Consider the following 18,446-nt stretch of genomic DNA (forward strand, 5'->3'; position numbering starts at 1 on the left):
CAGCACCTACAGTTCCGTACGCAATCAACTCCACTACCGGGTACCTGTCCACCGCTGGGCCGAATTCTCCACTGCAATTGCTTCGTGAACAGCCAAATGCCTGGGCTTATTGACGACCAGTCGCATTGCGTGTTCTGATTTCCGAAGAAATCAGCACGGATATCGCGATGAAAGCCAAGCAGGCCAAGGGAAAGCGCCTAGAAGAAATGACTAAGGCCGTGGCGTATTTTCGCACGTCGAGCGCCGCGAATGTCGGCCCCGACAAGGACAGCGAGCGCCGTCAGCGTGATGCCGTTCAGTCGTTCGCGAAACGCGCTGGTTTCGTCATCGAGGACGAGTTCTATGACGCGTCCATAAGCGGTGCCGACCCTATCGAGAGCCGTCCCGGCTTCATGGCGCTCCTCGACCGGATCGAGTCCAATGGTGTCAGGGTCGTCCTAGTTGAGGACGCCTCGCGGTTCGCACGACAACTCGTCGTACAAGAGGCGGGCATTCTCGCCCTGGTGGATCGTGGAGTGCGTGTCCTGACAGCTTCCGGCGACGATCTCACCGAAACCGATGACCCATACAAGGTTGCGATGCGGCAGATTGCAGGCGTTTTCTCCCAACTCGAAAAGGCTCGCCTCGTCCTGAAGCTCAGGGCTGCACGAGAGCGTAAGAAGCGCGAGACTGGACGCAAGGTCGAGGGTAGGAAACGCGTAGCCGAAAGGAAGGACGGCGCTGAGATCGTTACCGAGGCCAAACGTCTCCGTCGCCGGTCGCCAAAAACTGGACGACGGTGCTCCCTGCGCGAAATCGCGAAACAACTTGCAGGCCAGGGCTATGTCAGCGCCAGCGGTCGCCCGTTCTCGTCATCCGTCATCAAGGCAATGGTCGAAAGCTGACCTGGGTAGTGATGAGGTAGGTAGCCCTCGGTGCGTACGAAGCATCGTCAGGCTCGGCTGCGGCAACAATCTCTTTAGGCTCTACCTACATGCCTTTTTCAAGCGCTTCAGGACAGCGCCAGCCTTAGCAGGGAAGCTGAACTTCGTGTCATAGCCATCCGCCTGAATTGTGCCACCCGTCGAGAGGAAATCGAAGACGGAATCATTTCTTTCAACGGTGACTGACCACTGCCAGCCAGCGGGCTCGTCGTTTTCCGTGTACGGCGTGGCGTCCCCGGCGATGGGCATTTCCTCATTCTGCTTGGTGAGCCCCAGGACGACTTGGTTCCATGGGTTGGCGAGATCGTAAATCTCCGCGCGCGTATATGGCTTGGACGCGTAAGAGGGAATCTCCAGGGTTATCTCGCCCTTCCGTTCACCGCAGGTGATGCGAACCAGCACATCATCCGTTTCCGGCGTGCCATAGAATGCGGCTTTGACTTCGTCACTGTAATGCCATTGGCGACCGTCGGCCAGGGTAGGCGACGTGAGCCCTAAAAACGTGAGCAAAATTAGGAAGATTCGCATTATGGCCTCGATGTTTCATCCAAGACCGCATTGGCCGTGGCTCGTGTAATAGACGGGATTTCCATTACCGTCAGGAGTTGTACAGAGCCTTAAGAGGCTAGGATTTGCCAGTCAGCCGAAGCTTGTTCGGCGGAGAAGGTTGCGCGTTTACTGGCGCAGGCAGACTGACCTCAAAGAAGTGGGCTCCGGTTAGCGAATAGCCCCCCCGAACGACCGCATCATGAACGCGAAGATAAATAGGGATACAATGTACATCCACTTCGCAAGATGAAGACCACTACGAAAGTTATCGAATCACCAGAAACATCACCATCGCTCCGGCGCAAATTGCAGATGTGTGGCAGCAAGACCACCAACGGACATTGGCATTGGTGCCGTTCCCCGTCATGTAACCGCTGCCGGAAGTTCCGCGCCCGCATCATTGCCGATGCGGTGTCAGATTGGGCCGAAAGTCAGTCGAGCTATCGGCTGCATAGAGTCCGGATCGAGATGCCCTCATATTCCGATCCAGACACCCTCCTGGCAGGCATCCATGGTATGCGCCGACGCCTACGGGGCATCTGTGATCGTCACCAACGCCAGAACAACCGGTGGGCGTCCATGCAATTTTACGGATCGTTCTCGCCCAGGTGTGAGAATGGCAACTGGAGCGCCGTTCTCCTGGGCGTCGTTCATCTGGGTCGGATACACGAACTCACGTTTTTGAATGCCTTCGAGAAATTGCTCTCGATCCACTTGGAACCGTTCCAGAAGGACGTGCTGAAAATCGACGTTCATTCATACGTTCACTACGCCATAGACAACATGCGCGGCCTGCGTGGGTGCTCAGCTACAGAGCTTTCTTGGTACTTCAACGCGGTGAATACTTCGGCAGGCTTCAAGTGCACGGTCTTCCGTCGAGGGTTCCAGGCATGAAACCCAGAAAGCCCCGCAAGCCGATTGGCCCCGGCGATGCCTACGGAGAAATCCAGCGCACCGCTACGGTCAGGCAGCAACAGGCCGAGGAGCGTGATCGACACCGTTCGGCGTTGAGTGGCTTCCTCTTGCAACGCCAGAAAGCTGCATTGCACAAAGACCCGTCCGAGCGTTCGATAGAGCTTGCCCGCATCTCCCAGAAGGAGACCGACGAATACAAACGCCATCGTTCCAAAATGGCTGCACTGAACTCTCGTATCCACAAGAAACCATGATGCCATTATTCGACATTACTGCGCTTAGGGCGCGGATAGCTGCACGACGTAAGCCAACCGATCCTGTTAATCACCGATTGCCGTATGTCGTGACCCTTCCTGCTCCGACGAGCTTCCGGGAGGAGTTCGGCAGTTGGGATGAGCCGCAGAACTGGTGCCGAGACAACGTGGACCACAGCCTCGGCCATCAATGGAGTAGGTGCCGTATCTGCGACACAGGTGAGATCAGGTTCGGATTCTCGCACCTGCCGACCGGCACCATATTTGCGCTGAAGTTCAGATAGGCCGATGGGCGAGCATCCAGATCGAGAGCCTTGTTTAAGGATTGTGCTTAGCGGCTACCCGAACTGTCGCGTAGAGGTAACGTGTTCAGCACTGTCTCATGATGCAGTGAGGCATTTAGATACCGGACCGAGTTAGACGAAAGGCGGTCGGCTCACGGAGCCACGCATCAATGTCCCAGCCGAGCAGCCACTCCACATTGCCCCCGGAACCAGAAAAGACACCGCTATTCTCGGACAGCCGGATGCTCGACACGATGATGAGGCCGGTATTTCCCTTCTCACTCATATGAAGTTCGACTTCGTTGGCCGTCATGAAAATGCCGTCAGCACGGTCGCTGGTCGTGCCTTTGACCTCGACCTTTATTTGTTTCCCGCTCAACGTCGCCTCGAAATCGAAAGGGTTCGAGGCCGATGTGTCTCGAACTGCATAGCCCTTGGAGCGCAGAAATTGCGCAGCTACGTCCATGGCTCTCTGCTCCACGGCCTTTCTTGCTGGTGCCGATAGCCCGTATCCCTGTCGCCCGGAGGGTCGATGAAGCGGGTTCAGCGCGGCACTGATTTCCAACTCACGTTGATCCGCATCTGTAAGGTCGCGCCCGCTGGCTTGCGCCGTATAGATGGGCCGGAGCCGCTGAGCGGCTTGATGAAACAGGTCGTCGAAGTCGCTAGCACTGATATCGGAATATGCAACGCGGTGGGATATGGCAGTAGCTCGCTGAAACGAAAGCGGAAGGGGCCGTCGTGCTCCGAACTCGGCGGGATCGTCGAACGGGGCCAAGGTTCCGAACTCCTCCAGAACTACCCCGCGCGCCCATTCAGTTTGCGCGTCTAGCTCATGATCTGGAAGCGGCACCGAACTTCCCTTGTGAAAGCGCGAGGAGCCGCACCCGACAGTGATGTGCACGGCTGATCCATCGGTCGAAAAGTGCGTGACGCAATAGAAGCCCTCGGTCGGATTTGGCGACATGTTGCGCGAGCAGAACCTCACCCACGGAAGCTCCGTCTTTCGGCCAATCCCGTCCGAGGCTTCCGAAAGGAAATCGCGACCGAATGAACCCAAAGCCGCAGCCAACCGAGGGCGAAGCCCTTCAATCTCCGATTTTAGATCGCTCCTCACCAACCGCCCTCGCTCCTGCATGGCGGGTGTGTTTTCTGGAGAATATTCAGGTTGAAGCTCACAGATACGTGCCAGTGTTTCCCGCATCGGTCCCCCTTGTTCGTGCAGCCCCATTATTGATGGTGCTGTCTATCCATGAAAATTCTCCGAAAAGAAGCAATTGATGGCATTCAATGCCGACATACAGAAGCTACCGAACCGGGCTTGCTCAGTCGATGTTCTTACGGAGGAGTTTGGTTCATCGCGAACTTCGACCATCACGAGATGGGTCCACTTGGTGGGGCGCGCGGCGTGATGAAGTGATAGGGTAGCTCACCACCGGACGAGGATGCCATGCCAAACGATAAGCCCGCAGTAAACCACGAGGGACAGCCTGAAGGAAAGCCTGAGCCCGATAAGGACGACACTCCCCGTCAGGATAATCCGAGCCGTTTCGCCAGCTTCCGAGGCCATGCTGGCGGGGGCATAACCACCGACGAACTCATGGCTCTTACGCGCGGCGAATAGGCGGTGTGACATAGAAGACACGTTTCCTCGGAGAAACTGAAAAGGCCCGGAGCAATCCGGGCCTTTGCTTTCTCGGCGCGTGAAATTACTCCCTGGGAGTAAAATCACCCACCGGGGAGTGAAATCATTCCCCGGAGAATGAAACCGGTTGGGCTCACTAAGGCGACCCTACGAGTGGGTGTTGCCCGAAAGACACGTTTCACCGGTGAAACTGAAAAGGCTCGGAGCGATCCGGGCCTTGCTTTTTGCCTCCGGGGAACGAAATCACTCGCCGATGGCCTCCCTCTGCGATGCCGGTTGTGCTCAGCCCCTTCTCTTTTGCCTCACACAATCGCTTCGCGCGGCTGCTGGGGACCAGCGCGTTCCATGTCACAGGAAATCGCACAAGGAGTGGCTGACCTAAGCGATCTCTAGTTTGATCTGTAGGAAAACAAGGCAATTGCCTGTCGGGGGGACTGAGCGTAGCGGACCTCCGCTACCACTTATCCCCACCGGAACTTCGAACAATTGATGCGCGTGGGTTTTCTCGCGTATCGCGCCTCCGCCACCAGCGATACGGCTCTCTGGATCCTTGCTCCAGTTGTCTTCTAGCTCCGATCAATAGATCCTGAGCCTAGCGGACCTTTCTCCGACCGACGTTGGCAGGAACTCTTTTACACAGAGCGACGTTTTGACGGTTCGGCCGGCGACGAGCAGCGTCTTTGCGCTGGCTCGCGATTGCCGCATCTCGATCTCATATGACTTCAATTCGCGTGGAGCGCGCGCAGTGCATTGCCTGCAATAGCCGAGTCGAATCGCAAATCTGGTTGCGACCATTTGTGGAGACTGCACGATGGCTAGGATCAAGACCTCCGACAATATCGACCAGGATCGCCGCCGCTTTCTGAGTGCTGCGGCCATGACCGTCGCTGCAGCCGAACTCCTCAAAGTCGGTCCGGCGGAAGCGCAGACCGCCGGAGGAAGTGTGTCGGGTTCGCCGGCACCGGGGACGAATGCGTCCTTTAATTCGGCGAAGCAGATCAATGCCGGCGAGCTGAACGTCGGATATGTTGAGGCCGGTCCGGCCGACGGCCCCGCGGTCATTCTTCTGCACGGCTGGCCCTACGACATTTACAGCTTTGTGGACGTGGTGCCCATTCTGGCTTCGGCCGGATATCGGGTGATCGTCCCCTATCTGCGCGGCTATGGCTCGACCCGGTTTCTTTCAGATGAAACGTTCCGGAACGGTCAGCCGTCCGTGTTTGCCGTCGATACCATTGCCCTTATGGACGGTCTCCATATCCAGAAAGCAACCCTGGCTGGTTTTGACTGGGGTGCGCGAACGGCCAACATCGTCGCGGCAGTTTGGCCGGAGCGCTGCAAGGCAATGGTTTCGGTGAGCGGTTACCTGATCGGCAGCCAGGAAGGCGGCAAGAAGCCATTGCCGCCCAAGGCCGAGCTCCAATGGTGGTACCAATTCTATTTTGCAACCGACCGCGGTCGGGCCGGCTACGACCAAAACCGGCGGGATTTTGCCAAGCTCATTTGGCAGCTCGCTTCGCCGCAATGGAAGTTCGACGATGCCACGTTCGACCGTAGCGCGGTGTCCCTGACCAATCCCGACCACGTCGCCATCGTCATCCACAATTACCGCTGGCGACTCGGCCTGGCCTCCGGCGACCCGAAATACGACGATTTGGAAGCAAGGCTTGCCAAGGCTCCGGTCATCACCGTGCCGACCATTACCATGGAAGGCGACGCCAATGGCGCGCCACACCCTGAGGCCAGTTCCTATGCCGACAAATTCACCGGCAAATACGAACACCGGCTGATCACGGGTGGCATAGGGCACAATCTGCCGCAGGAAGCGCCGCAGGCCTTCGCCCAAGCAGTGATCGACGCCGACCGCCATTGATCGACGTCATCTTGCCGAATGTGACCAGTCGGTTCTGACGCGGGCCAATCGGCTTGGCCCCCAAATGCGGCCATGCTGCCTTTACGTTAGCTTTAGTGACCGGCTTCCCACACCCCAGACAGAAGTTTACGACTACCCCCTCAAAGTTCAGCCTGGTGTCACGATTTTGCCGTAGAGGGCTGGCGAGAGGTGCGGAGTGAATGTCGATCTTTGATCTGGAGCGAAGGGGTTCGCCCTGAGGGGACAGTGAACGAGCTGGGCGACCGCAATGGTCTTTCCCAACGGTCATGTTGCTTCGAAAAGCACGAGCTTTTCTTTTACGAAGGCTTTGGCTATTCCGCTTTGACAAGGAGAGGTCAGTCGCAAAAGCGGTGCATGTTCAGCCGATAGACAACGCCTGCCCCAAGACATGGCATGACGCCGCAGAGATATGCTCCGCGACGCTCGACTTATAACTAGAGAGAGTGGAAATGGATCACGGTGTTGATGGCGCCAAGCTCGACAAGGGCGCGGCGACCAACCAGCAGGGGGCTGCAGTCGAGACCGGCGGTACGGCAGAAAGCGCCGCCTCAACTACGATTGGGCGCCCTCAGATTCTGACAGGGGCTGATTTTGCTCGAATTGGGCAACCGGACGAACGCCTCGACAGATTCTTCGAGCAGCTTGCCGAGAAGTTCGGCCCCTCGCCTGCCGTGATCTCGGACGGGCGTGCGTGGACGTACCGGGAGATCGATAAGCGCGCAAACCAGTTGGCGCATCTGCTTGCCGACCGTGGCGTCCGGCCGGGGGACCGGGTGGGATTGCTGCTCGACCGATCCGCCGAGACCTACATCGCCGTGCTCGCGGTGATGAAGGCCGGCGCCGCATTCGTCCCGCTCGCCACCGCATTCCCCGAAGAGCGCATGACGCTCATCATCGAGGACGCCAGCGTCGGGCTGGTCATCACCATTTCGAACTACGCGGCACGTGCCGAACGGATGCCCGTTCCACACGTGCTGATCGACAGCGCTTCCGTCGAAATCTCGGCCCGGCCGGACACGCCGCTGCGTCCCGACACCTCCGGCGACGACACCTGCTACATCCTCTACACGTCGGGCACCACGGGCAGGCCCAAGGGCGTGGCGGTAAAGCACCAGAGCTTCTGCAATTTCGTGCGGGTCGCGGCGGAATCCTACGGCTATCGGCCGAGCGACCGCATCTATCAGGGCATGACCATCGCCTTTGACTTCTCCTCAGAGGAGATTTGGGTGCCCTTTGCCGCCGGCGCGACTGTCGTACCCGCGCCCGGCCAGCAGCCGCTGGTGGGCGAGGAACTCGCGGACTTCCTGCGCGCCAACGAAGTCACCTGCATGGCCTGCAGCCCGACGCTTTTGTCCTCCATCGAGAGCGAAGTGCCGAACCTGCGGGCGATCCTGGTGGGAGGCGAGGCCTGTCCGCACAATCTGGTTGTGCGCTGGGACAAGCCGGGCCGGCAGATCCTCAACACCTATGGCCCCACCGAGGCCACCGTCACGGCGACGATGGGGCTTCTGACCGCGGACAAGCCGGTGACCATCGGCGCGCCGCTGCCCACCTATTCCATAGTCATCCTCGACCCGGAGAAACCAGAGGTTACTCCGCCCGGCGAACTGGGCGAGATCGGCATCGCCGGCATGGGCGTCGCCGTCGGCTACCTCAACCGGCCGGACCTGACCGAGCAGAAATTCATTCACGATTTCCTCGATCTGCCGAACAATCCCTCGAAGCGCATCTACCGGACCGGCGACCTTGGCCGCATCAACGATGACGGCAAGATCGAATATCGCGGGCGCATCGACACGCAGGTCAAGATTCGCGGCTATCGCATCGAGCTTGGCGAGATCGAGGCCGTGCTGCTGGACCAGCCGGCAATCGCGCAGGCCGCCGTCACGACCTGGGAGGTGGAGCCCGGCCGTGTGGAACTCGTTGCCTACTATGCGTCCAAACAGGGCCTGCCGCCGATTTCCCGCTCCGACATCGTCGCGGACATGAGGCGGCGACTGCCTGACTACATGGTGCCGTCTTATCTGGAGGAAGTGCCGGCGATCCCGATGACGGTCTCGAACAAGGCCGATCTGCGCAAGTTGCCGAAACCCACCAGCCTGCGGCTTTCGACCGATCGGACGATCGTGCCGCCCAGCAACGACGATGAACGCTTCCTCGTTGCGGCCCTGGCCGAGGTGCTGAAAATCGAAGAGGTGTCGGTGGAGGACAACTTCTTCGACGATCTCGGCGCCAACTCCCTGTTGATGGCTCGCTTCTGCGCGCGCGTTCGTACCCGGCCGGAATGGGCGACGACATCGATGCGCGACATCTACCTCCTCCCCACCATCGCGCGCCTCGCGCAGCACCTGAAGGTGCCGGAAAAGGCAAGTGCGGCCACCTTCGAGCCGGTTCTCACGCACCGGGCATCCAATTTCGCCTATTGGGTCTCTGGCCTGGCGCAATTGTTGTTCTACGGCGTCTACAGCTACGTCAGCCTGTGGGTCTTCAATTACGGCCTCAACTGGGTCTACGACAAGCTCGACGAGCCGGTACAGCTCTACCTTCGCTGCGTGCTGCTGTCCGCCGGCGCCTTCTTCGGCATGTCCGGCTTCGCCATCATCGCAAAATGGCTGCTTGTGGGCCGCTGGAAGCCGGAAGCCTTCCCCATCTGGGGATGGCGCTACTATCGCTTCTGGGTGGTGCAGACATTGATCCGCACCGCGCCGGTGGTTCTGTTCCGAGGCAACCCACTCTACAGCATCTATCTGCGGCTTCTCGGCGCCAAGCTCGGGCACAACACGGTGATCGAGTGCCGCACGGTGCCCGTCTGCACCGACCTCATTTCGATCGGCGACAACACGATCCTGCGCAAGGAATCGATGATTCTCGGCTATCGCGCACAGTCCGGCTATATCCATACCGGACCGCTGACCATCGGCCGCGGCGCCTTCGTGGGCGTCGGGAGCACGATCGATATCGACACCAGCATGGGCGACAACTCCCAGCTTGGTCATGCCTCTTCGCTCCAGCGCGGACAGAGCATCCCGGCTGGCGAGCACTGGCACGGATCGCCGGCCGTCCCCACTTCGGCGGACTATTGCAAGGTGCGCAATGTCAACGCTTCCAATATCCGGCGCATCCTCTTCGAGGCAGCCCAGCTTGTCGTGCTGCTGACCGTCGTCACTCCGCTGCCGCTTCTGTTCCACAGCTATTGGCAGAACGTCAGCGACGATTATCAGGAGACGATCGGCATCGTCGCTTACGGCACCGCGATCACGGTGCTCGGCTATATCGTCGTGGCCTTCTTGGCTGCTACCATTCTGCCGCGTTTGATCAGAGTGATCCTGAAGCCCGGCCGCGCGTATACCCTTTACGGGTTCCGCTACTGGCTGCAGACCGTCGTCGAATTCAGCAGCAATTCGCGCGTTCTCAACCTCCTGTTCGGAGACAGCTCGGCGATCGTCCACTACATCCGCAGCATCGGCTGGAACCTCAACAACGTGGTGCAAACCGGTTCCAACTTCGGCAGCAACCAGCAGCACGAAAATCCGCTTCTGTGCGAGATCGGCTCCGGTACGATGGTGTCGGACGGACTGTTCATGATCAACATGCACAAATCCGCCTCCGCCTTCCGCCTCGAGCACACGAAAATCGGCGACTACAACTTCCTGGGCAACAACATCTATTATCCGCCGGATGGCCGGACGGGCCGAAACTGCCTGCTCGGCACGAAGGTGATGGTGCCCATCGATGGACCGGTGCGGGAGAACACGGGCCTTCTCGGCTCGCCGTCCTTCGAAATCCCGCGCATCGTGAACCGCGACAAGGAGCTTATCGCCGGTATCAGTGAGGACGAGCGCCGCGCCCGCCTGAAGTACAAGAACCGCTACAACACGGTGACCGCGCTTCTGTTCCTGGCGGCGCAATGGTTCATGCTGTTCGCCACCGTGGCGATCTGGGACCGCGCGCTTAACTATTACACCGACTGGGCTGAGATCGCGCTCTTCGTCGCAGTGCTCCTGACCTCGGCGATCACCATTCCGTTCTATATGCTGATCGAACGTGCGAGCCTTGGCTTCGGCAAGCTGAAGCCGCAGATGACGACCATCTACGACCCCACGTTCTGGCACCATGAGCGGCATTGGAAACTGTCGGATTCGCCGATTACCCGCCTGTTTGCGGGCACGCCGTTCCGGCCGATGATCCTGCGGATGCTGGGCGTGAAGGTGGGCCGGCGTGTTTATGACGGCGGCGCCAACCTCACCGAGCGTTCGCTGGTGGAGATCGGCGACGATGCGACCCTCAACGAAGGTTGCGTTCTTCAGGCCCATTCCCTGGAAGAAGGCGCGTTCAAGTCGGACTATATCCGCATCGGCAAGGGCTGTACGATCGGACCGGCTGCCTTCATCCACTATGGCGTGGTGATGGGCGAAAACTCGGTGGCCGATGTGGACTCCTTCGTGATGAAGGGCGAGGTGCTGGAGCCCAACTCCATCTGGCGCGCCAACCCGGCCAAGCCGCACGGCTTCGTAAAGCCGAACCGAGTCGGGAGCTCACACAAACGGTCTGGCGTCCGTCCATCCGCGCCGGAAAAAGCCGTTGCCGCGCCCGCGGCCTACGAGGAGGTAGCTTGACGGCGAATGCCGGCAAAGAGGTGGCGATCCGCCTGGCACCCGTGACCGAGGCCAACCGGGCCTTGGTCCTGGCTTTGCAGCTTTCGCCGGATCAGATCGACTTCGTCGCCAGCAACGCGGACTCTCTGGAAGAAGCCGAACAGGACAGCGACGCGCGCCCGCGCGTTGTCATGATGGAAGATCGCGTTGTCGGGTTTCTCATGTACGAGGCGCCGGACGACGACGACGAAGCCCGCATCTATCGCTTCATGATCGACCGCACATATCAGGGCAGAGGCTATGGCAGAGCTGCCCTCCGTCAGGCTCTGGACGAGATCAGGGGCCTCGGCCACGTGCGGCACGTTTCGATCTGCTATGCCCCCGAAAATGAAGGAGCACGGCACCTCTATCGCTCCGCCGGTTTCGTAGAACAAGGACTGGATGAGGACGGCGAGATGATTGCCGACCTCGTCCTGCGGGCATAGATGGGCGATCTGTGACGCAATTGCTCCGCACGCCTGCAAGTTCGTCAGGGGATACATCCCTGTTGCTGGCGATGAAGGCCATTGCACCGGACGGTGTTCGGGTCGGATGCCGGACTATACGCGATGGGGACGAAACCCATCTGCTCCCCGAAGAAGCTCGCTCCATTCCGACGCGCCGTCTGGAAATGCGGCGGGCGAGCGGTGCAGCCAGATGGGTCGCGCGCGGGCTGCTTGCGGATTTCAGGATAAACGACTTCGCCATCCTGCGCGAGCCATCCGGCGCGCCGGTCTGGCCCATGGGCATCACGGGTTCGCTAGCTCACGACGACGAAATGGCCGTCGCAGCGGTGGCGCCCGTCTCTCAGATCAGGTCGCTCGGCATCGACGTCGAGCCTGCCGAGCCCCTCTCGGACGATATTTCCGCGCTCGTGACCATCGATGCGGATGTGGCGAGTGTAGCGATAGATCCGCGGCTCGCCGGTCGCCTTCTCTTTTCCGCGAAAGAGGCGGTCTACAAAGCGGTGTACCCGCTGGATCGCGAGGTCCTGGGCTATGAAGACATCGCCGTAGACCTGACCACCGGCTACGCCACGACGAGGACGGGCCGCAGGGCCTGGCTCACCTACTGCGTGTCCCCGCGCATCATCGTATTGGCCCTTGTATCCGCCTGACTGGCTCCGACGTCGCGCCGCCACTTACGGGCCACGCAGTTGTCATATTGAGCGGCGATTCCCGTGCTAGTCCTGCGTTTTTCGGATATAGCCGATATCGTCAGGACAGGAGGTCTATATGAGTGCTGCTTGCACGGAAGGCGTGGATACTGGCTTCGTAGCCTTAGGCGCGGCGAAGGTCGCCTTTCTGGGCATCGTGCAGGGGATCACCGAACTGATGCCGATTTCCTCCACCGCGCATATGCGGCTGGTGCCGGCGCTGCTCGGCTGGCAGGATCCCGGTTCGGCCTTCTCGGCGGCGATGCAGCTTGCCGCCCTCAGCGCCGTGCTCTGTTACTTCTGGACGGACATCCGCTCCATTGCGGGCGGATCGATCGCCGCCATACGGACCGGGGATTGGTTCTCGCCGAAGTTTCGCCTTGCGGTAGGTGTCGTGCTGGGCACGGTGCCGATCGTGATCGCAGGCCTGCTGCTTGCGCCGCTGCTCAATCGTTGCGACAGCCCACTGCGGACCCTGCCGGTGATCGGCATCTCTTGCCTAGTCATGGGCGGCCTCCTCGCCATCGCCGAACTGGCAGCCCGGCATGAGCGCCGGGTCGAGGACATGCGCCTGCGCGACGCGCTGATCGTCGGACTTGCCCAGGTGGGCGCGCTTATTCCCGGCGTCTCGCGCTCGGGTTCGACCCTCACGGCAGCGCTGTGCCGCAGCTTCACCCGCGAGGAAGCCGCAAAGTTCTCGTTCCTGCTCGGTATTCCCGCCATCGCGCTGGCCGGGGTGCATGAGATTGGCACCCTTGTTCATGCTCATCTCGATCTGCAGGGCTGGATGATCCTGCTGGTCGGCCTGGTTGCCGGTGCCCTGTCGTCCTTTGCGGCGCTCTGGGTCCTGATGCGCATTCTTGAGCGCTTCTCGGCCTGGCCCTTCATCTTCTACCGCGTCCTGCTCGGCGCGATCGTGCTGTGGGTCGCCTTCAGCTAAGCACAGCTAGCTTCATCCAACCGGCGCCGTCGGAACGCCGCCGGTCGGATCAACAAGATCAGGCAATGATGACGTCGGTCTTGGCGAACTTCGTCACGTCGATCAGGCCCATGTCGGAAATCCGCAGTTCCGGAATGACGACAAGCGCCAGCAGCGAGTGCTGCATATAGGCGTTGTTCAGCTCGCAACCGCATTCGCGCATGGCTTCGACCAGTCGCCCTGCCTTCACAGCCACCGCTTCCGCGCGCTCGTCGGACATCAGCCCGGCAACCGGCAATTCGACCAGCGCAAGCTCCCTGCCCTCGGAGATCATGACGATGCCGCCGCCGACTTCCTGCAGGCGGTTTGCCGCCTGCGCCATATCGGCCTTGTTGGTGCCCACCACGATCATGTGGTGGCTGTCATGGGCCACGGTCGAGGCCATGGCGCAGTCCTTCGTGTAGCCGAAGCCGGAGACGAAGGCGTTCACCACCTCGCCCGTAGCGCGATGACGCTCGACCAGCGCGATCTGGCAGACGTCGTTGACGCGATCCATCTGCACCAGTCCGTTTTCGACCTGCAACTTGCGCTCCAGTGCCTTGGTCGGCGCCTGGTTTTCCACCACGCCGATCACGCGCACATTCACCTCGGATGCGCCCGGAGCAGCGATGTCGAAATCGGTGGCGGTCAGCTTCTTGCCGAGCTTCACCGTATTCTTGGCGCTGTCCGGATAGTCGTAAGCCGGAATGTCGGTGGAAAGCTTGCCGCCTTCCGCCAACAGCTTGCCGCGCGCGAACACCATTTCGATCGGCAGTTCTGCGAGGTGCGAGGTGATGATGAGATCGGCGCGACGGCCCGGTGCGATCGACCCAAGCTCGCGCTCGAGCCCGAAATGCTGGGCGGTGTTTAGTGTCGCCATCTGGATTGCCGTAATCGGCTTCAGGCCCTGCGCGATGGCATGGCGCACCACGCGGTTCATGTGGCCGTCATTGACCAGCGTGCCGGAATGGCTGTCGTCGGTGCAGAGCACGAAATTGCGCGAGTCGACGCCGCGTTCGGTAATCGCTTTCACCTGAGCGGCAACGTCGTACCAGGCCGAGCCAAGGCGCAGCATGGCGCGCATGCCCTGCCGGACGCGGGCAATGGCATCGTCCACCGTGGTGCCTTCGTGGTCGTCGGCCGGCCCGCCGGCAGCATAGGCATGGAAGGCGCGGCCGAGATCCGGCGAGGCGTAGTGCCCTCCCACCGTCAGGCGAGCGGCCTGCGTGGCAGAGATTTCGGCCGTCATCTTGGGATCGTTGGAGGCGACGCCGGGGAAGTTCATCATCTCGCCGAGGCCGATGATGTTGGGCCAGCTCAGCGCCTGCCGCACGTCATCGGCGCTGAGTTCCGCGCCCGCTCGCTCCAGCCCCGGAGCGCTTGGCACGCAGCTCGGTACCTGCACGAGAATGTTGATGGGCAGGCTCTGCGCCTCGTCATTCATCAGCTTCACGCCGGCAAGGCCGAGCACGTTGGCGATCTCGTGCGGATCGATGAACATGGAGGTGGTGCCGTGCGGAATGACGGCGCGGGCGAACTCGGTCACCGTGACCAGGCCGCTTTCGACATGCATGTGGGCGTCGCACAGGCCCGGCACGAGATAGCGCCCGGCGGCATCGACAACTTGCGTGCCCTCGCCGATCGTATGGCTGGCGTCCGGCCCGACATAGGCGAAGCGACCGGCGGAGACGGCGATATCGGTGTTGGGCACGATCTCGCCGGAATAGACATTGACCCACCGGCCATTGCGGATCACCAGATCGGCCGGCGTGCGCCCCATCGCCACGTCGACCAGACGCGGGGCGGTTTCAAACCATGGCTGCAGCATATCCTGCATGTCCTTTCAATTTTCGGATACAATAAGGGCGGGCATCGCCAACGCGACCCCGCCCTTCGTGGTCAGTATTGGACCTGCATCACCAGGATGGCGGCGAGCAGCGCCACGAACCACATGACCGGCTTCACCTCGCGCGCCTTGCCGGCCACCAGCTTCAGCACGACAAAGCCGATGATCGCGAGCGACAGGCCGAGCGTGATGGAGAAGGTGAGCGGGATCAGCACGATCGCCAGGAAGGCGGGGATGGCATCCTCGATGCTCGACCAGTTGATGCGGCCCATGGGCTCGGACATGAACAGGCCGGTCAGGATCAGCACCGGTGCGGTGGCGATCGCCGGTACCAGCGAGAGCAGCGGCGACAGGAACAGGAAGGGCAGGAACAGGAGGCCGGAGACGAGAGCCACCAGGCCTGTGCGTCCACCCTGCTGGATGCCCGCGCCCGATTCCAGATAGACGGTTGCAGGGCTGGTGCCAAGCGGTGCCGAGATCAGCGCGGCGACGGCATCGACATGCATCGATTCCTTCACGTTGCGCGGCATGCCGTCCTCGTCCTTGAGGTTGGCGGCTTCAGCCAGACCGAGGAACGTCGACAGCGCCTCGACGAAATTCGTGAACAGGAACACGAAGATAAACGGCGCATAGGCAACCTGCAGCGCGCCCATCACGTCGATTTTGCCGACGAAGCTGAAGTCCGGCGCGGCCAAAAGCCCATCCCAGTTGACCAGCGTGTGCAGGTCCGGCGTATCCGGCCAGAAGGCGCTGCCATCGCCCCACAAGCGGCCGATCGGAATGGCAAGCAGCGTGGTGATGACCATGCCGGCCATCATGGCGCCGGGCACGCGGCGCACCACCAGCGCAACGGTGATGATGAAGCCCGCGATGAAGGTCATCGTGACGGGGTTGAAGTTTGTCAGCCCGACGATCGTGTCGGGGTTGGAGACGATGAACTTGGCATTCTCCAGGCCGATCAGCGCGATGAACAAGCCGATGCCGCAGGCAATGCCGTAGCGCAGGTCGGCAGGGATAGCTTCGATGACCGCCGTGCGCAGGTTGAGAAGGGCGAGGATCGTGAACAGAACGCCGGCCCAGAGAACGCAACCCAGTGCGATTTCGAGCGGCACCTTGGCGCCGATCACCATCGTGTAGGCGAACAGCGCGTTGATGCCCATGCCGGGTGCCACGAGAATCGGGCTGCGCGCATAGAGCCCCATGGCACAGCTGCCGATGAAGCTTACGAGAACGGTCGCGGTCACGCCGGCCGAGAACGGAATCCCGGCGTGCTGCAGAATCGAAGGGTTGACGACGATGACGTACGATGCCGCCAAGAACGTCGTCAGACCTGCAAGAATCTCGGTGCGGACCGTCGATCCGTACCGGCTGACTTCAAAAAAACGGTCGAGAAAGCCGTGAAGCCAGGATTGTTCCTGGCTTCGAGCGCTCACCGCAACATTCGACTGATAGTTCATTTCTCCTCCCATTAGTGAACTTCATCGAGTTGGGCAACAGGTGCCTACTCCGCTGCGGCGGCCCTGCCCTCGCCGATCCCCTCGAGAAGCGGCGAGATGATCTTGAGATTGACGCAGTCCACAACGCCGAGATCGGTGATCGCATAGTCTGGAATCGCGGTGATCTGCAGCACGAACATATACATGAACGGCCACGGCAAATCACAGCCCAGAGTGCGCGCAGCGTCGTCGAGCCGGGTTTCCAGCTCGGCCATCTCCTGCGGGTCGATGTCGGAGACGATGCCGCCGATCGGCAGGTGCAGGAATTCTATGACCTTGCCATCCTTCACCACCACCTGGCCGCCATTGTTGGCGATGAGGTGGTTGATGGCGACGGCCATGTCCTCGGGATTGGCGCCAATACAGATGATGTTGTTGTCGTCCGGCGCGGTGGAGCTGGCGATAGCGCCCGTCTTCAGGCTGAAGCCGCTAGTGAAAGCGACCGGGCGATTCTGCGTCTTGCCATAACGCTCGACAACGGTGACGTACTGGACGTTCTGGTCGAGATCGGCCAGCACCTTGCCGTCCTTGACGGGCAGCTTCACGTCGCGGCGCGTGCGTACGAAGATCTTTTCCGGCGTGACTGCGATGGCCAGCACATCGGCGGTGTCGCCGCTGCCGGTGTAGGGCACAACGATGTCGTTGGCGCTGACCGGCTTCACTTTCACCGACTTCAGCAACCCCTCGCTGCGGGCCGGAGGCGTCAGTTTCACCGCCATCTTGCCGTCGCGCGCGGCAACCGCGCCATTGGCGATGACGGCCTCGATACCGAAATTACGCAGGTCGTCGACAATCAGGATGTCGGCAATGCGGCCGGGCGAGATCGAGCCGACCTTGTGGTCAATGCGCAGCGCCTCGGCGCCGTTGATGGTCGCCATCTGGATCGCCGCCATCGGCGAGATGCCCATGGCGATCGCCATGCGCACCATGTTGTCGAGATGACCACGCGAAAGGATGTCGCTCGCCACCACGTCGTCGGTGCAGAAGCTGATGCGGCGCAGCGCCTTCACGCCCATTTCGGTGACGATGCGCAGATTGTCGTTGAGGAAGTGCGAGATGGAAGATTCGCGCACCACGACATGCATGCCGGCGCGCAGCTTCTCCAGCATTTCCTCGGGCGTGTAGCTTTCATGGTCGGCGCGCACGCCCGACTGCATGTAGCCGTTGAGGCGCGCGCCGCGCGTCATCGGGCAGCAGCCGAGCACCGGCAGGCGGCTCGCCTCGCCGATCTCCAGCGCCTTGAGCACGTCCGCGTCCTCTTCCTGGATGAACTCGCGAACCGTTTCCCAAATGCCGACGCATTCTGGCCAGTGATGCGTGGCCAGATGGTCTTCGGGGCCGAAATAATGGCCGACGGTCGAACGCGGCATCGTGTAGGGCGTCTTGCACGGCGCGCCCCAGAACACTTTCAGTGGCGTCTGCTTGGCTTCGTCCAAAAATTCGCGCGCCGCCGCCGGGCCGCCCACGACGATGATCTGGTCGAGGCCAGAAACGATGGAAGTAGTGCCAAGCGGCACCACGGCCTTGGCGAAGCTGGTCAGCGAAAGCTTCGAGCATTCGACATGCAAGTGGCCGTCGATCATGCCGGGGGCGAGATATTTGCCGGTGGCGTCGACGATCTTCGTGTCAGGTCCAATGTGGTCGGAAATGTCGCCCACCGCGATGATGCGCTCGCCATAGATCGCGATGTCGGCCTGATAGATTTCTTCCGATACGACACTCACCAACCGCCCGCCGCGGATTGCCAGCGTGGCCTTGGCCTCCTTGCCCGATGCCGCACGAATGAATTCCCGAATATCCGTCACTGAGAGTCTCCCTAGTTTGGCCGGGAGTATTTCGACTGCGGATCGTTTGCACAACTGGCCGAAATTGGATATTTGTCGGACAGATCG

General features: G+C 60.9%; 13 protein-coding genes. 7 read left to right on the forward strand and 6 right to left on the reverse strand.

Annotated elements, in window-relative coordinates; genetic code table 11:
• The first annotated feature begins 125 nt into the window (after positions 1–125).
• Complete coding sequence (locus tag M2281_RS27525; RefSeq protein WP_280824397.1) at positions 126–884, forward strand: recombinase family protein; 759 nt, start codon at positions 126–128, stop codon at positions 882–884.
• An 81-nt stretch (positions 885–965) separates the two neighbouring features.
• Here the strand turns inward: M2281_RS27525 and M2281_RS27530 are convergent, their stop codons facing one another.
• Positions 966–1,451 (reverse strand): hypothetical protein, encoded by a 486-nt coding sequence (locus M2281_RS27530; RefSeq protein WP_280824398.1) that lies wholly within the window; start codon positions 1,449–1,451, stop codon positions 966–968.
• A gap of 549 nt (positions 1,452–2,000) precedes the next feature.
• Positions 2,001–2,228 carry a hypothetical protein gene (locus M2281_RS27535; protein ID WP_280824399.1) on the reverse strand — a complete coding sequence of 76 codons (228 nt, stop codon included), beginning with the start codon at positions 2,226–2,228 and terminating at the stop codon, positions 2,001–2,003.
• A gap of 134 nt (positions 2,229–2,362) precedes the next feature.
• Here M2281_RS27535 and M2281_RS27540 point away from each other — a divergent pair, with 134 nt between their 5' ends.
• Positions 2,363–2,641 (forward strand): hypothetical protein, encoded by a 279-nt coding sequence (locus M2281_RS27540; RefSeq protein ID WP_280824400.1) that lies wholly within the window; start codon positions 2,363–2,365, stop codon positions 2,639–2,641.
• Positions 2,642–3,040: 399 nt separating this feature from the next.
• On the opposite strand, the gene M2281_RS27545 is transcribed toward M2281_RS27540, so the two are convergent.
• A complete protein-coding gene (locus tag M2281_RS27545; protein WP_280824401.1) occupies positions 3,041–4,129 on the reverse strand; it encodes an MrcB family domain-containing protein in 1,089 nt (362 codons plus the stop codon).
• 1,252 nt (positions 4,130–5,381) lie between these two features.
• On the opposite strand from M2281_RS27545, the gene M2281_RS27550 reads away from it, so the two are divergent.
• From M2281_RS27550 to M2281_RS27570, 5 genes are all read left to right on the forward strand, one after another.
• Positions 5,382–6,443 carry an alpha/beta fold hydrolase gene (locus tag M2281_RS27550; RefSeq protein ID WP_280824402.1) on the forward strand — a complete coding sequence of 354 codons (1,062 nt, stop codon included), beginning with the start codon at positions 5,382–5,384 and terminating at the stop codon, positions 6,441–6,443.
• 470 nt (positions 6,444–6,913) lie between these two features.
• The gene (locus tag M2281_RS27555) at positions 6,914–11,080 is read left to right on the forward strand and encodes a Pls/PosA family non-ribosomal peptide synthetase (RefSeq protein ID WP_280824403.1); all 4,167 of its coding nucleotides are present in this window, start codon (positions 6,914–6,916) and stop codon (positions 11,078–11,080) included.
• Positions 11,077–11,544 (forward strand): GNAT family N-acetyltransferase, encoded by a 468-nt coding sequence (locus tag M2281_RS27560; RefSeq protein ID WP_280824404.1) that lies wholly within the window; start codon positions 11,077–11,079, stop codon positions 11,542–11,544. Before M2281_RS27555 ends, M2281_RS27560 begins: the two co-directional genes overlap by 4 nt.
• Before the next feature lie 71 nt (positions 11,545–11,615).
• Complete coding sequence (locus tag M2281_RS27565) at positions 11,616–12,215, forward strand: 4'-phosphopantetheinyl transferase family protein (RefSeq protein ID WP_280824453.1); 600 nt, start codon at positions 11,616–11,618, stop codon at positions 12,213–12,215.
• Between the two features lie 118 nt (positions 12,216–12,333).
• Positions 12,334–13,194 (forward strand): undecaprenyl-diphosphate phosphatase, encoded by an 861-nt coding sequence (locus tag M2281_RS27570; protein WP_280824405.1) that lies wholly within the window; start codon positions 12,334–12,336, stop codon positions 13,192–13,194.
• A 58-nt stretch (positions 13,195–13,252) separates the two neighbouring features.
• Here M2281_RS27570 and ade read toward each other — a convergent pair whose 3' ends face one another.
• The 3 genes from ade to M2281_RS27585 all read right to left on the reverse strand — a co-directional run bounded on the left by ade (position 13,253) and on the right by M2281_RS27585 (position 18,359).
• Positions 13,253–15,040, reverse strand: coding sequence for an adenine deaminase (gene ade, locus M2281_RS27575; RefSeq protein WP_280824454.1), 1,788 nt, complete (start codon positions 15,038–15,040; stop codon positions 13,253–13,255).
• Between the two features lie 71 nt (positions 15,041–15,111).
• Positions 15,112–16,515 (reverse strand): NCS2 family permease, encoded by a 1,404-nt coding sequence (locus M2281_RS27580; protein WP_280824406.1) that lies wholly within the window; start codon positions 16,513–16,515, stop codon positions 15,112–15,114.
• A 44-nt stretch (positions 16,516–16,559) separates the two neighbouring features.
• Positions 16,560–18,359 carry an adenine deaminase gene (locus M2281_RS27585; RefSeq protein WP_280824407.1) on the reverse strand — a complete coding sequence of 600 codons (1,800 nt, stop codon included), beginning with the start codon at positions 18,357–18,359 and terminating at the stop codon, positions 16,560–16,562.
• Between the last annotated feature and the right edge of the window lie 87 nt (positions 18,360–18,446).

It is taken from the genome of Pseudaminobacter soli (ex Li et al. 2025) (assembly GCF_029892515.1).
Classification (GTDB): domain Bacteria; phylum Pseudomonadota; class Alphaproteobacteria; order Rhizobiales; family Rhizobiaceae; genus Pseudaminobacter; species Pseudaminobacter soli_A.

What these genes read in the sequence shown, in the direction of transcription:
- M2281_RS27535 (WP_280824399.1), bottom strand. Translation starts at nt 2,228, where the DNA reads ATGAACGTCGATTTTCAGCACGTCCTTCTGGAACGGTTCCAAGTGGAT.
- M2281_RS27540 (WP_280824400.1), top strand. Translation starts at nt 2,363, where the DNA reads ATGAAACCCAGAAAGCCCCGCAAGCCGATTGGCCCCGGCGATGCCTAC.
- M2281_RS27570 (WP_280824405.1), top strand. Translation starts at nt 12,334, where the DNA reads ATGAGTGCTGCTTGCACGGAAGGCGTGGATACTGGCTTCGTAGCCTTA.
- M2281_RS27580 (WP_280824406.1), bottom strand. Translation starts at nt 16,515, where the DNA reads ATGAACTATCAGTCGAATGTTGCGGTGAGCGCTCGAAGCCAGGAACAA.
- ade (WP_280824454.1), bottom strand. Translation starts at nt 15,040, where the DNA reads ATGCTGCAGCCATGGTTTGAAACCGCCCCGCGTCTGGTCGACGTGGCG.
- M2281_RS27565 (WP_280824453.1), top strand. Translation starts at nt 11,616, where the DNA reads ATGAAGGCCATTGCACCGGACGGTGTTCGGGTCGGATGCCGGACTATA.
- M2281_RS27550 (WP_280824402.1), top strand. Translation starts at nt 5,382, where the DNA reads ATGGCTAGGATCAAGACCTCCGACAATATCGACCAGGATCGCCGCCGC.
- M2281_RS27555 (WP_280824403.1), top strand. Translation starts at nt 6,914, where the DNA reads ATGGATCACGGTGTTGATGGCGCCAAGCTCGACAAGGGCGCGGCGACC.
- M2281_RS27545 (WP_280824401.1), bottom strand. Translation starts at nt 4,129, where the DNA reads ATGCGGGAAACACTGGCACGTATCTGTGAGCTTCAACCTGAATATTCT.
- M2281_RS27530 (WP_280824398.1), bottom strand. Translation starts at nt 1,451, where the DNA reads ATGCGAATCTTCCTAATTTTGCTCACGTTTTTAGGGCTCACGTCGCCT.